The following is a 12,519-nucleotide window of genomic DNA, read 5'->3' as shown; positions in this document are numbered from 1 at the left end:
TAACCTGGGGTGATGGGAGCTGACGGGCGGCTGCGAGCCGTGGTGGGCCTCGCCCAGGCGATGGCCGCGGCGTGCACGCCGCGCGACAGTGTGCGTGCGGCCGCGCGGGGCGCGCGCCTGGCGATGGACGGCTCGTTCGCCGCGATCTCCGCGTGGGAACGCGAGCGCGGGTGCCTACGCGTGCTCGTCAACGAGGGCGAGCGGCGCGCGGGCGAGGAGGAGTTCCCCGAGGACGAGTCCTATCCGGTGCACGACTTCCCCGAGATCACCGAGTTCCTGCACGAGCGGTGGGTGGGCGGCGGCGGTCCCCACGCCTGGGTCGAGAGCGCCGGCGGCGACCGGCCGGGGCGGCGCGGCGAGGCCCTGCGCCGCCGGGGCCGCGGCACGTGCGTGGTCGCCCCCGTCGTGCTCAGCGGGCGTGCCTGGGGCGAGCTCTACGTCGCCCGGGACGAGGGGCTGCCCGACTTCGACGAGGACGACGCGGAGTTCGCCACCGTGCTCGCCGCCGTGGTCGCGGCCGGCCTCGCGCAGAACGAGCGCCTGGAGGAGGCGCGGCGGCTCGCCTTCACCGATCCGCTGACCGGGCTCGCCAACCGCCGGGCCGTCGACATGCGCCTCGACGAGGCCCTGGAGGAGCACCGGCGGACCGGTGTCGTCGTCAGCCTCGTCGTCTGCGACCTGAACGGGCTGAAGAAGGTCAACGACACCCTCGGGCACGCGATGGGCGACCGGCTGCTGGAGCGGTTCGGCTCGGTGCTGAGCCTGTGCGGGGCGATACTGCCGGGCGCGCTGGTCGCCCGTCTGGGCGGCGACGAGTTCTGCCTGGTCGGCGTCGGCCCGCCGGCGGACGACGTCGTCCGGGTCAGCGAGGAGCTGTGCGCGCGGGCGGCCGGGCTGGAGCTGGGCGAGGGGGTGGCCTGCGGGGTGGCCTCCACCGGTGACCCGATCGGGCCGGTGAAGTCCTCCCGGCGGCTGTTCCGCCTCGCGGACGCGGCCCAGTACAAGGCGAAGGCGGCCCGTTCGGCCGGGCCGGTGGTGGCGGGCCGGGACACGGCGGTGGTGCGGCTGGCGGACGCCGCCGCCCAGGACGCTCCGGGCGAGCGGCGGCGCTTCCGCGGCCGCCCGTGAACGCGGGCCGGTTGCGTAAGGGGCCCAGAGGGTGCGCGATCGTGACAGTTCCAGCTAGTGACATGAAGCGATTCAATCCGTAGGGTGCTGAATATGGATATGCACACTGTCGTGGTGGGGACGTCCGGTACCACCGCCGAGGACGTCATCGCCGTTGCCCGCGGCAACGCACGGGTCGAGCTGTCCGGCGAGGCGCTCGACGCACTCGCCCGCGCCCGCGAGATCGTCGACGCGCTGGCCGCCAAGCCCGAACCCGTCTACGGGGTGTCCACCGGGTTCGGCGCCCTCGCCTCCCGGCACATCAGTCCCGAGCTGCGCGCCCAGCTCCAGCGCAACATCGTCCGCTCGCACGCCGCCGGCATGGGCCCGCGCGTCGAGCGCGAGGTGGTCCGCGCGCTGATGTTCCTCCGGCTCAAGACCGTCGCCTCCGGCCACACAGGTGTGCGCCCCTCCGTCGCGCAGACCATGGCCGACGTGCTCAACGCCGGGATCACCCCCGTGGTCCACGAGTACGGCTCCCTCGGCTGCTCCGGCGACCTCGCCCCGCTGTCCCACTGCGCGCTCGCGCTCATGGGAGAGGGCGACGCCGAGGGCCCCGACGGCACCGTCCGCCCCGCCGGCGAACTGCTCGCCGAGCACGGCATCGAGCCGGTCGAGCTCCGCGAGAAGGAGGGCCTCGCCCTCCTCAACGGCACCGACGGCATGCTCGGCATGCTGGTCATGGCCCTCGCCGACCTCGACAGGCTCTACAAGTCGGCCGACATCACCGCCGCCCTCACCCTGGAGGCGCTGCTCGGCACCGACAAGGTCCTCCAGCCCGAGCTGCACGCCATCCGCCCGCACCCCGGCCAGAGCGCCTCGGCCGCCAACATGGCCGCCGTGCTGAAGGGTTCCGGGCTGACCGGGCACTTCCAGGAGGAGTCCGCACCGCGCGTGCAGGACGCCTACTCCGTGCGCTGCGCCCCGCAGGTCGCCGGCGCGGGCCGCGACACCATGGCGCACGCCGCCCTGGTCGCCTCGCGCGAGCTGGCCTCCGCCGTCGACAACCCGGTGGTGCTGCCCGACGGCCGCGTGGAGTCCAACGGCAACTTCCACGGCGCCCCGGTCGCCTACGTACTGGACTTCCTCGCCATCGCCGCCGCCGACCTCGGCTCCATCGCCGAGCGGCGCACCGACCGGCTGCTCGACAAGAACCGCAGCCACGGCCTGCCGCCGTTCCTCGCGGACGACGCCGGCGTGGACTCCGGTCTGATGATCGCCCAGTACACGCAGGCCGCCCTGGTCAGCGAGATGAAGCGGCTCGCGGTGCCGGCCTCCGCCGACTCGATCCCCTCCTCCGCCATGCAGGAGGACCACGTCTCGATGGGCTGGTCGGCCGCGCGCAAGCTGCGTACGGCCGTCGACAACCTGACGCGGATCATCGCCGTCGAGCTGTACGCGGCCACCCGCGCCATCGAGCTGCGCCACGGGCTGACGGCCGCCCCGGCCAGCCTGGCCGCGATCGCCGCCGCCCGTGCGGCGGGCGTGCAGGGTCCCGGGCCGGATCGTTTCCTCGCCCCCGACCTGGCCGCCGCCGACGAGTTCGTCCGTACCGGCGGGCTCCTCGCCGCGGTGGAGCCGGTGACGGGTCCGCTCGCCTGACGGCCGGCAGTCCAGCAGTACGGCGGAGGGGCCGCCCCGGGAGATCCCGGGGCGGCCCCTCCGCCGTACCGCGCAGCCGTACTGCGCGCGGGTGCGCGGTACGGCTACGAGCCGGGGGAGCGGCGCACCGAGAAGGCCACGAAGGCCGCCCCGACGCCGAGGCAGAAGGTGCCGCCCAGAAGGTACGGGGCGGTGTCGACGGAACCGGTGTCGGCGAGCGAGAGGGACTGGGGCCGCGCGCCCGAAGCGGAAGGCGCCGAGCCCGTGATCGTCGCGGTGGACACCACCCCGTCGGCCGCCCCCGGGGTGTTCGCTCCCGCGGGTACGGCGGAGGTGCCCTCCGTCACCTCCGGTGCGGTCGCGCCCGCCGAGGGCACGAACCACAGGGCGGCGAGGAGGGTGGTCGCTCCGAGAGCGGTGAGCAGCGGTCGGCGTGCGGACACGGTGCGATCCCCCTTGTGGCAGCAGCGAATTGGCCGTGTGCGCCGATGCTACGGAAAGGGGCGGGTCGTGGGAAAGTCAGGGCTTCCGCGGGCCTTACTCTCCGTCGTATGAACCCTTCTGAGACATCACGATATGTACGACTTCGGGTGGATCTGGTACTTGAAGTGCCGGACGCCCAGGCGCTCACGGGAGCCGCGCTCGCCCACATCAAGGCCGACGAGTTCATGCCGGACGAGGAACGCAGCCATGCGGAAGCCGCCGTCCGGGAAGACGAATCGGAAGCCCTCGCCTACCTCGTCGACCCCACTGACCTGGTGCTGGACATCCCCGGGGTGGAACTCGCGCAGGCTTCCTGGAGCAGCGAGCCCGTCGAATACGACCCCGAGTCGATGGAGTGGGACCTCGACGAGGAAGATGGGGACTTCGACGAAGAACCCGACAACGCCTGACCGTGTGGTTGCCCACATCCCAACGGAATGTGGAACCGGCACACGCCGTTAACGCGTTGTCAGGACCGGGCAGGGGGGTGCGCCCCCTGCCGGGCCAACCCCGGGACGGCGGTCTCGGGGTTACCGGCAACGATGGAGTGGCGTGTGAGGACGGACAGCAAGCGGCGGAGAAGGTCCCTGGCGGCCATATCCGTCGTGCTCGGCGGCGTACTGGTGCTCTCGGCGTGCAACGACGGGGGCGACAAGGGCGGGGACCCGAAGGGCAACGGAGAGGCCAGCAAGTCCCAGGCGGACGTGGACGCGGCAGCGGCCAAGGACGCCTCGAAGGCCAAGATCACCATCACGCCGAAGGACGGCGCGACGAACGTCGGCCTCAACGACGCGGCGAACGTGACCGTCACCGACGGCACGCTCACCCAGGTCGAGCTCAAGACGAGCGAGGGCACGGCCGTGGCCGGCGACATAGCCGCCGACGGCAAGAGCTGGAAGCCCAAGGGCGCGCTCAAGCGCTCCACCAAGTACGCCCTGGCCGCGACGGCCAAGGACGCGGACGGCAAGGAAGCGCACGAGAACGCCTCCTTCACGACCGTCTCCCCGGAGAACAGCTTCGTGGCCTCCTTCGTGCCGGAGGAGGGCCAGACCGTCGGCGTCGGCATGCCGGTCTCGATCACCTTCAACAAGGCGATCAAGGACAAGAAGGCCGTCCAGGCGGGCATCACCGTCTCCTCCAGCAGCGGCCAGGAGGTCGTCGGCCACTGGTTCAGCGCCCAGCGCCTGGACTTCCGCCCCGAGCAGTACTGGCAGGCCGGCTCCACCGTCACGCTGAAGCTGGCGCTGGAAGGCGTCCAGGGCGCTCCCGGCGTCCAGGGCGTCCAGAGCAAGACCGTCACCTTCAAGATCGGCCGCAGCCAGGTCTCCACGGTCGACGCGAAGACGAAGAAGATGACGGTCACCCGGGACGGCGCGGTCATCAAGACCATCCCGATCTCCGCGGGCGCCCCGGCCAACCCGACCTACAACGGTCAGATGGTGATCTCCGAGAAGTTCAAGGAGACCCGGATGAACGGTGCCACCGTCGGCTTCACGGACGCCGACGGCAAGGGCGAGTACGACATCAAGGACGTGCCGCACGCGATGCGCCTGTCGAACTCCGGGACCTTCCTCCACGGCAACTACTGGGGTGCGGACTCGATCTTCGGCACCGCCAACACCAGCCACGGCTGCGTGGGCCTGAACGACGTCAAGGGCGCGGGCGACCCGAACCAGCCGGCCGCCTGGTTCTACGACAACTCGCTCATCGGCGACGTCGTCACGGTGGTCAACTCCCCGGACAAGACGATCAAGCCCGACAACGGCCTCAACGGCTGGAACATGAACTGGGCCGACTGGAAGGCCGGCTCGGCCGCCTGACACCCGGCGCGGCCCGCCGCGCGAACGCCGAACGGCGGGGAACCCCACGGGTTCCCCGCCGTTCGGCGTTCCCGGGGGACGGTGGCCGGAAACTCCCGGGCGGTGCGTCCGGGCGCGCTCTAGGGTCGGGCCCATGATGATCCACTCACTTGCCCTGCCCCCGTCCGACGCCGAGGTGGACGCCTGGCTGGCGGTCCTGACCGCGGCCGCGGCCGTCGACCTGCCGCATCTGCCGCCGCCCTCCCGGGTGGAGGTCGCCGGGCGGCTGCGCGTCACGCCGGCGCGCGGCCGGCCGGTGCTGTGGACGGCCGGGGAGGACGGGGGCGGGGGCGCGGGTGAAGGTGACGGCGTGGCCGCCCTGCTCCTGTTCACCGAGGAGGGCAACACGCACACCGCGTTCCTGGACGTGCTGACCGTACGTCCCGAGGCGCGCCGCCGGGGCGTCGGCACGGCCCTGTGGGAGCGCGTCCGCGAGGAGCTGCGCGCCGAGGGCCGCACCTCGGTCGCGGTCATGCTCGACCTCGGCGGTCCCGGCCAGGCCTTCGCCGAGGCGATGGGCTTTGAGAACGTCCTGCCGATGGCCTGGTACGTACAGGACGTCCCGGCCGGCCACGTCACGGCGGACCGGAGTGCCCAGCCCCCCGCCACACCCGGCTACGAGCTCCTGACCTGGTACGGCCTCGTCCCCGACGCGTGGGCACCGGCCGCGGCCGCCGCCCACGCCGCCATGGAGGACGCTCCGACCGGCGACATGGACGAGCGGGTCCAGACCTGGACGCCCGAGCGGCTGCACACCCTCCAGCAGCTGATCCTGGACCGCGGCGGGGACATGATCACGGTCGCGGCGGTGACCCCCGGGGGCGAGGTGGCCGCGTACACGGAGATCGTCCTGCCGGACCCCGAGGGAACGGCCGCCCTCCAGTACGACACGGTGGTCGTTCCCGCCCACCGCGGCCACGGCCTCGGACGCGCCGTGAAACGGCACATGGTCGCGCAGGCCGCCGCCCGCCACCCGCAGCTGCGGCGCATCGCCACCACGGTCGCGGACGAGAACGGCCCGATGCGGGCGGTCAACGAGGCGCTCGGCCAGCGGCGCGAGCGCGGCGTCGGCATCTACCAGATCAAGCTGTAGCGGGATCCGGAACCCGGGATCCGGAACCCGGGACGCGGCGGCTGCCGCCGCAGGTCACACGGCCCGCCCGGCCGCCTTTTCGTCAGCCTGCCCGTGCGCCTTCTCCGTGGCCTGCTCGGCGGTCCGCTGCGCGTCCCAGGACGCCAGCAGCCGCAGCGCGTCCTCGGAAGCCGACCCCGGCTCCGCGTGGAAGGTCACCAGGGCCTGCGTCGGATCGTCGGGGAGCGTCAGCGTCTCGAAGGACAGGCGCATCTCTCCCACCAGCGGGTGCCGCAGCTGCTTCACCCCGTGGGTCTTGTCCGCCACCGTGTGCGCCGCCCACAGCCGCCGGAACTCCTCGTTCTTCACGGACAGCTCACCGACCAGCGCCGACAGCTGCTCGTCGTCCGGGTGCTGGCCCGCGTACAGCCGCAGATTGCTGACGACCCAGCACGCCTGGCACTCCCACTCCCCGTACAGCTCCGCGGTCGCCGGGTCCAGGAACATCAGCCGGACCAGGTTCCGCTCCGCCGCGGGAAGCGCCCCGAAGTCCCCGAAGACCGCGGCCGCCAGCCGGTTCCAGCCGATGACGTCCTGACGGTTGCCCACCAGGTAGGCCGGTACGCCCTCCATCGCGTCCATCAGCGTGCGCAGTGCCGGACGCACCTGCTGCGGCCGCCGGCTCTGGCGGCGCCTGCGCGCCTTCGGCCGGGCCAGGTCCATCAGGTGCGCCCGCTCGGTCCCGTCCAGGCGCAGGGCCCGCGCGATGGCGTCCAGCACCTCCGCCGACACGTTGTGCCCGTCGCGCTGTTCCAGCCGCGTGTAGTAGGCGACCGACACCCCCGCCAGCTGCGCCAGCTCCTCGCGGCGCAGCCCCGGCACGCGCCGCCGGCGCCCGTAGTCCGTCAGGCCCACGTCCTCCGGGCGCAGCCGTGCGCGGCGGGAGCGGAGGAACTCGCCCAGGCACGCTCGCTGATCACGCTGGTCCATGCGGTCCAGTATCTCCGGGCGGTCCGACACCCGGAGGGCGTCAGCCTGACCCCACCAGTAGTAGGTTCGCCAGTCGTAGGAAGCGCAGGGGTCTGGGTGCCGGCGGGCCGGTCCGGCAGCGTGGTGCGCACCGCACACGCCACCGCTTCGAGGAGCACCCCCATGCCCGGCACCGCCCCCGCGACCACCCCGACCGCCCCGGCCACTCCGATCACCGAGGTCGCCGTGTACGCCGCCCCCGCCCCCGGCGTCCCGCTGGAACGCACCACGGTCCCGCGCCGTCCCGTAGGCCCGCACGACGTCCTCATCGACATCAAGTACGCGGGCATCTGCCACTCCGACATCCACCAGGTGCGCGACGGCTGGGGCGAGGGCATCTACCCCATGGTCCCCGGCCACGAGATCGCCGGAGTCGTCGCCGAAGTCGGCTCGGACGTCACCCGGTTCACCGTCGGGGACCGGGTGGGCGTCGGCTGCATGGTCGACTCCTGCCGCGTGTGCGAGCACTGCCTCAGCGGCCAGGAGCAGCACTGCGTCCAGGGCATGACCGGCACCTACAACGCCCTCGGCCGGGACGGCGAGCCCACGTACGGCGGTTACTCCACCCACCTCGTCGTCGACGAGAACTACACCGTGCGCATCCCCGAGGGCCTCGCCCTGGACGTGGCCGCGCCGCTGCTGTGCGCGGGCATCACCCTCTACTCGCCGCTGCGGCACTGGCAGGCGGGCCCCGGCAAGAAGGTCGCGGTCGTCGGCCTCGGGGGCCTGGGCCACATGGGCGTGAAGATGGCGCACGCGCTCGGCGCGGAGGTCACCGTGCTGTCGCAGACCCTCCGCAAGGAGGCCGACGGCCGGCGGCTGGGCGCCACCCACTTCCACGCCACCGGTGACGAGTCCACCTTCGAGAAGCTCGCCGGGACCTTCGACCTGATCCTGTCGACCGTCTCGGCCCCGCTGGCCCTCGACGCCTACCTGGGCCTGCTGAAGGTCGACGGCGCGCTGGTGAACGTCGGCGCCCCGGAGGAGCCGGTCTCCCTCAACCTCTTCTCCCTCATCGGCGGCCGCAAGACCCTCGCCGGATCGATGATCGGCGGCATCGCCGAGACCCAGGAGATGCTGGACTTCTGCGCGGAGCACGGCCTGGGCTCGGAGATCGAACTGATCGACGCCGCCCACATCAACGAGGCCTACGCCCGCGTCGAGTCGAGCGACGTGCGCTACCGCTTCGTGATCGACACCTCGACGATCTGACGCTGCGGGGCGGCCCGTACGAGCCGGTCCCGGCACCCGGCAGGAATCGAAGGTGCGTCGGGGCGCACGCGGCGGCTAGAACGGCACCATGACCGTGTTCCTGTGTACGAAGTGCGGCGGGGCCCTCACGCCGGACCTGAGGCCGCTGCCCGCCGTTCCCCCGGCGCCCGACGACTCCGGACGCGCCGCCCGCGGCGGGCGGGCGCCGGCCACGATGCCGCACGGGCACTACGCGACCGAGACCGAACCCTGGGGCGCCCCGTACGTGCCGCACCCGGACCAGGGCTACGGCGGGCCCACGCAGCCGCGCGGCCTCGGCCTGAGCGACGCGGGGGTGGCCATGGTCTCCGCCGGGCCGCGCGACAACATCGTGGTCCACCCCGACGACGCGCCCGGCCTGCGGCCGCTGCCGAACGGCGAGAACGGCGCCGGATGCTGCGGGCCGTCAGGAGGGAGCGGGCTCAACCGCGCCTGCTCCTGCGGCGCCCGGGTGGCCACGCTCGCCGCGGACTGCTTCGGCCCGTACGAACTCCACCTCGACGCGAAGCGGGTCCACGGCCACGACCCGTCCTGATCAGCACCCGCTCACTCGCCGGGGGCCGTGGCCACGCCGATCGGGCAGCTCACGCCCGTGCCGCCGATGCCGCAGTAGCCGCCCGGGTTCTTGTCCAGGTACTGCTGGTGGTACGCCTCCGCCGGCCAGAAGGGGCGGTCCGCCGCCGGGAGGACGGCCGTGGTGATGCGGCCGTGGCCCGAGGAGCCCAGCACCCGCTGGTAGGTCTCGCGGGATGCCTCCGCCGCCTCCTGCTGGGCGGGGGAGTGCGTGTAGAGCGACGAGCGGTACTGGGTGCCCACGTCGTTGCCCTGGCGGAAGCCCTGGGTGGGGTCGTGGGACTCCCAGAAGAGCTTCAGGAGGGCGGCGTAGGAGACCTGCGCGGGGTCGAAGACCACGCGGACGACCTCCGTATGGCCCGTCAGGCCCGAGCACACCTCCTCGTACGTCGGATTCTCGGTGAAGCCGCCCTGGTAGCCGGCCAGCGTCGTCCACACCCCCGGCGTCCGCCAGAACGCGCGCTCCGCGCCCCAGAAACAGCCCAGCCCGAAGTCGGCGACCTCCAGGTGCGCCGGATACGGGCCGGCCAGCGGGTTGCCCAGCACGGTGTGCCTCTCCGGAAGGGCGAACAGCGGCTCCGCGCGGCCCGTCAGGGCCTCCTCGCGGGTGGGCAGCACGGGCGTGCGGCGGTACGAGAACATCGGTTGCCTCCTTGTGGGAGGGACAACGGAGAAGGGGCGGGCCGGATTCCCCGGCCCGCCCCCCCGTTCCCCGTGCCTCACAGGCCCGGCGTGACCTCGCGCACCGCCCAGTCCCGGGCGTACACGTAGCGCGCCGGCGACGCGTAGTACCAGGGCATCGCCCCGATGTGCCCGTCGATGTGGCGGAACTGCTCCACCGCCTCCGCGTCCCGGTCCTGCCAGAACAGGAACGACGCCAGCAGGTGCCGCAGCCGGATCGACCGCCAGTCCGCCGGATCGGCCGCCGCCAGGTCGGCCAGGGCGTCCTCCACGGCCGCCAGCACCTCCGGCTCCTTGAAGAAGGTCTCCGGCTTCAGGTCCGACTCGTGCAGCTCCTGCTCGACGTAGGCGATGAGCGGGAGCATGGACAGCAGCTCACCCGGCTCCGCCCCGGCCGCGCACTCGCGGGCGAAGGCCAGCGCCTGCTCGTGCGAGCCGCGCCACTTCTGGCTCCAGTACTGCATGGCGCTCGTGTGGGCCGACAGGTTCTTCGGGTCGCGCTTGATGATCTGCGACCACAGCTCCCGGTACTCCTCGTGCGCGTACCCCAGGCCCTGGCTGAGGGCCTGCTCCACCATGTACGGAACCGGGTCCGCGGGATCCGCCAGCCGCTGGGCCTCGCGCACCTGCTCCCGCGCCGTGAGCAGCAGCTCGCGGAAGATCCGGAACTGCTCCTGGGTGGTGTGGCTGGCCCGCGCGGAGCCCCGCACGTTCCACGCCACCAGGATGCCCGTGTCCGCGTTCACCAGCGCCGCGGACGGATCCGACGGCCTGGCCGCGCGCCAGGCCAGCAGCCAGGCGTCGTCCTCGGCGGCGAGCTCGGACAGCGGACGCAGGCGCTGCCAGCGCTCCTCCCAGTCCTGCCCCGCCCCGTCCAGGTAGGCCGCGGCCGCTTCCCAGTCGCCGGCCTTGACCGCCGCGACGGCCGCGGTCTGCTCGGGCGGGACGGGCCGGGCGTTCTCCGTGTCGAGCTCGGCCTCCGGTACGAAGCCCAGCGCGACGACCGCCGCGGCCTGCTCCGCCTTCCGCCCCGCCTTGACGGCGGCCGTCCCGGCGTTCAGCTCCTCGGTCCGGCCCTCGATGACGGCGATCTCCGCCTCCAGCCGCTTCGCCTTGCGGAGGTAGTAGACGCCGCGCAGGACCTTGAAGGCGCCGAAGAGCAGCATCGCGCCGAGGATGTACAGGCCGATCACGGGGCAAGCACCAGCTTTCGCAGGGGTTCGGTGTCGGACAGGTCGGCGACGGCCGCGTCGAGGGCCGTGCGGAGCTGCTCCTCGAAGCCCTCGGCCGGGTAGCGCAGGGCGGCCGAGTCGGACCAGGACAGCTGCCAGCGGGCGGCGCCGCGGCCCGTCAGCTCCACGGTGACCAGCTGGTTCAGGGCCCGCCGGACCACCGGGCGGGCGAACTCGCGGGCCGTGCGGCCCGTGGCGGCCGCGGCCTCCTCCGACTTCGGGAAGCGGTCGGCGACGCGCCAGCGCACCGCCGGGTCCGCGTCGATCGCGTCGAGCAGGGCCGACAGCCCGGGGCCGGCGCCCTCGGCGGCGAAGGCCTCGCGGATGTCCTCCGCGCCCTGGCCGACGTACTGCGTCATCGACTCGTGGACGAGGTCCTCCCAGTCGACCCGCTTGAGCGCGAGGGCCTCGGGGGTGAGGACGACCTGCTCCAGCGCCGCCAGCGCGGCACCCGCGTCGGACAGCAGCTCCAGGGAGGGGCGGGCGCTCTGGGCGCCGCGGCCGTCGTCGGGCAGGGCCTCGATGCGGGCGACGCGCTCGGCGAGCGGCGGGTGGGAGTCGTACGGGGACGCGGGCTCGGTCGACAGGTCCCGGCGCAGGTCGTCGAGGTCCTCGGAGCGGGCGTCGAGGAGCTTGCGCAGGCCGCCGAAGACCTCACCGGGACGGGGCAGCAGGCCCGCGCCGACGCCGAGGGTGGCGTACGAGCTCATGTAGAAGCCGTGCGCGGAGTCCAGGGCGTTGATCTCGCGCAGGGCGGAGGCGGCGGAGTCCCGGCCGGCGACGCGCACCGAGGCGAGGTCGGCGGCCAGCTCCTGGCGGCGCCCGGCGGTGTGGGTCGCACGCATGTAGAAATTGCCGTACGCCATGTAGATCTTCGCCATGGCGCGGTACGTCGCGCCCTGACCGGAGGTGTCGACGCCCTTGGCGCCCTTGCCCTTGGCGACCCGCTTCTCGTCCCGCTTCTCCTGGCGGGCCCGCTCCTTGGCGACCTTGTGGTCGGCGCGCTCGTGGAAGTGGGCGATCGTCCGGATCAGCTGGGCGCGGCCGCGGGCGATCAGCGGGGTGAGGCGGGTGTCGAAGTTGGCGTAGTGGCCCATCTCGTGGGCGAGCACGGCGCGCAGCTGCATCTCGTCCAGGCCCGTCATCAGCGGCAGGCCCAGGTAGAGGCGGCGGGTCCCGGGCCGCAGGCCCAGCAGCCGGGCGTCCTCGGAGACGGCCGCGTTCACCTCGTCGATCAGCACGATCTCGTCGGGGGCACGGGTGCCGACCTGCTGCGCGACCTCGCGCACGGTCTGCCACAGGACGGGCTCCTGCGCCTCGGTGACGGTGATGCCGGCCGGCGGCTCGCCCTTGGGGGTGCGGAGCATGAACAGACCGCGGACGATCGGAACGGCGAGGACGACCGAAACGATTATGATCTTGAAGGCGACCGGGCCGTGCAGCCAGGTGACGACGGCGAAGTCCACGCCGACGAGGGCGGCGAGCAGGAAGACGCCGAGCAGATAGAAGCCTGCGAGCAGGACGAGCGCGCGCACGGCACGCAAAGAAGCGCCCATATGGACAGATCCCC

Annotated in this window: 12 protein-coding genes; 7 read left to right on the top strand and 5 right to left on the bottom strand. The window is 73.0% G+C overall.

What is annotated here, in order from left to right; all coding sequences use genetic code 11:
• Nucleotides 1–12: 12 nt before the first annotated feature.
• Both AB0O53_RS35385 and hutH read left to right on the top strand, forming a co-directional pair.
• Nucleotides 13–1,128 (top strand): GGDEF domain-containing protein, encoded by a 1,116-nt coding sequence (locus tag AB0O53_RS35385; protein ID WP_350988347.1) that lies wholly within the window; start codon nt 13–15, stop codon nt 1,126–1,128.
• A 99-nt stretch (nt 1,129–1,227) separates the two neighbouring features.
• Complete coding sequence (gene hutH, locus AB0O53_RS35380; protein ID WP_350988457.1) at nt 1,228–2,769, top strand: histidine ammonia-lyase; 1,542 nt, start codon at nt 1,228–1,230, stop codon at nt 2,767–2,769.
• A gap of 104 nt (nt 2,770–2,873) precedes the next feature.
• Here the strand turns inward: hutH and AB0O53_RS35375 are convergent, their stop codons facing one another.
• Complete coding sequence (locus AB0O53_RS35375; RefSeq protein ID WP_350988345.1) at nt 2,874–3,212, bottom strand: hypothetical protein; 339 nt, start codon at nt 3,210–3,212, stop codon at nt 2,874–2,876.
• A 147-nt stretch (nt 3,213–3,359) separates the two neighbouring features.
• Between AB0O53_RS35375 and AB0O53_RS35370 the strand changes: the two genes are divergently transcribed.
• The 3 genes from AB0O53_RS35370 to AB0O53_RS35360 all read left to right on the top strand — a co-directional run bounded on the left by AB0O53_RS35370 (nt 3,360) and on the right by AB0O53_RS35360 (nt 6,204).
• Nucleotides 3,360–3,662: a hypothetical protein gene (locus AB0O53_RS35370; protein WP_359117458.1), complete on the top strand. Its 303-nt coding sequence runs from the start codon at nt 3,360–3,362 to the stop codon at nt 3,660–3,662.
• 132 nt (nt 3,663–3,794) lie between these two features.
• Complete coding sequence (locus AB0O53_RS35365; RefSeq protein WP_350988341.1) at nt 3,795–5,072, top strand: L,D-transpeptidase; 1,278 nt, start codon at nt 3,795–3,797, stop codon at nt 5,070–5,072.
• A 133-nt stretch (nt 5,073–5,205) separates the two neighbouring features.
• Entirely contained in the window at nt 5,206–6,204 is a 999-nt protein-coding gene (locus AB0O53_RS35360; RefSeq protein ID WP_365201150.1) for a GNAT family N-acetyltransferase, read from the top strand.
• Between the two features lie 54 nt (nt 6,205–6,258).
• On the opposite strand, the gene AB0O53_RS35355 is transcribed toward AB0O53_RS35360, so the two are convergent.
• Entirely contained in the window at nt 6,259–7,173 is a 915-nt protein-coding gene (locus AB0O53_RS35355; protein WP_365201148.1) for a helix-turn-helix transcriptional regulator, read from the bottom strand.
• Nucleotides 7,174–7,335: 162 nt separating this feature from the next.
• On the opposite strand from AB0O53_RS35355, the gene AB0O53_RS35350 reads away from it, so the two are divergent.
• Both AB0O53_RS35350 and AB0O53_RS35345 read left to right on the top strand, forming a co-directional pair.
• Nucleotides 7,336–8,424 carry an NAD(P)-dependent alcohol dehydrogenase gene (locus AB0O53_RS35350; protein ID WP_365201146.1) on the top strand — a complete coding sequence of 363 codons (1,089 nt, stop codon included), beginning with the start codon at nt 7,336–7,338 and terminating at the stop codon, nt 8,422–8,424.
• Between the two features lie 88 nt (nt 8,425–8,512).
• Nucleotides 8,513–8,998, top strand: a complete 486-nt coding sequence (locus AB0O53_RS35345; protein ID WP_365201144.1) for a hypothetical protein — start codon at nt 8,513–8,515, stop codon at nt 8,996–8,998.
• Between the two features lie 11 nt (nt 8,999–9,009).
• On the opposite strand, the gene msrA is transcribed toward AB0O53_RS35345, so the two are convergent.
• The 3 genes from msrA to AB0O53_RS35330 form a co-directional block, all read right to left on the bottom strand.
• On the bottom strand, nt 9,010–9,678 hold the full coding sequence (msrA, locus tag AB0O53_RS35340) for a peptide-methionine (S)-S-oxide reductase MsrA (protein ID WP_365201141.1): 669 nt from the start codon (nt 9,676–9,678) through the stop codon (nt 9,010–9,012).
• Nucleotides 9,679–9,755: 77 nt separating this feature from the next.
• Nucleotides 9,756–10,910: a hypothetical protein gene (locus AB0O53_RS35335; protein WP_350988329.1), complete on the bottom strand. Its 1,155-nt coding sequence runs from the start codon at nt 10,908–10,910 to the stop codon at nt 9,756–9,758.
• Nucleotides 10,907–12,505 (bottom strand): M48 family metallopeptidase, encoded by a 1,599-nt coding sequence (locus AB0O53_RS35330; RefSeq protein ID WP_350988327.1) that lies wholly within the window; start codon nt 12,503–12,505, stop codon nt 10,907–10,909. The genes AB0O53_RS35335 and AB0O53_RS35330 overlap by 4 nt, the downstream gene beginning before the upstream one ends.
• Between the last annotated feature and the right edge of the window lie 14 nt (nt 12,506–12,519).

The organism is Streptomyces erythrochromogenes (assembly GCF_040684695.1).
In the GTDB taxonomy this organism is placed as follows: Bacteria; Actinomycetota; Actinomycetes; order Streptomycetales; family Streptomycetaceae; genus Streptomyces; species Streptomyces erythrochromogenes_C.
The sequence above is the reverse complement of the archived record's forward strand: the minus strand, read 5'-3'. Positions and strand labels throughout refer to the sequence as shown.

Excerpts from the sequence above, each read along its gene's own strand:
- AB0O53_RS35385 (WP_350988347.1), top strand. The coding sequence starts at position 13 with ATGGGAGCTGACGGGCGGCTGCGAGCCGTGGTGGGCCTCGCCCAGGCG.
- hutH (WP_350988457.1), top strand. The coding sequence starts at position 1,228 with ATGCACACTGTCGTGGTGGGGACGTCCGGTACCACCGCCGAGGACGTC.
- AB0O53_RS35365 (WP_350988341.1), top strand. The coding sequence starts at position 3,795 with ATGGAGTGGCGTGTGAGGACGGACAGCAAGCGGCGGAGAAGGTCCCTG.
- AB0O53_RS35360 (WP_365201150.1), top strand. The coding sequence starts at position 5,206 with ATGATGATCCACTCACTTGCCCTGCCCCCGTCCGACGCCGAGGTGGAC.
- AB0O53_RS35355 (WP_365201148.1), bottom strand. The coding sequence starts at position 7,173 with ATGGACCAGCGTGATCAGCGAGCGTGCCTGGGCGAGTTCCTCCGCTCC.
- AB0O53_RS35350 (WP_365201146.1), top strand. The coding sequence starts at position 7,336 with ATGCCCGGCACCGCCCCCGCGACCACCCCGACCGCCCCGGCCACTCCG.
- AB0O53_RS35345 (WP_365201144.1), top strand. The coding sequence starts at position 8,513 with ATGACCGTGTTCCTGTGTACGAAGTGCGGCGGGGCCCTCACGCCGGAC.
- msrA (WP_365201141.1), bottom strand. The coding sequence starts at position 9,678 with ATGTTCTCGTACCGCCGCACGCCCGTGCTGCCCACCCGCGAGGAGGCC.
- AB0O53_RS35330 (WP_350988327.1), bottom strand. The coding sequence starts at position 12,505 with ATGGGCGCTTCTTTGCGTGCCGTGCGCGCGCTCGTCCTGCTCGCAGGC.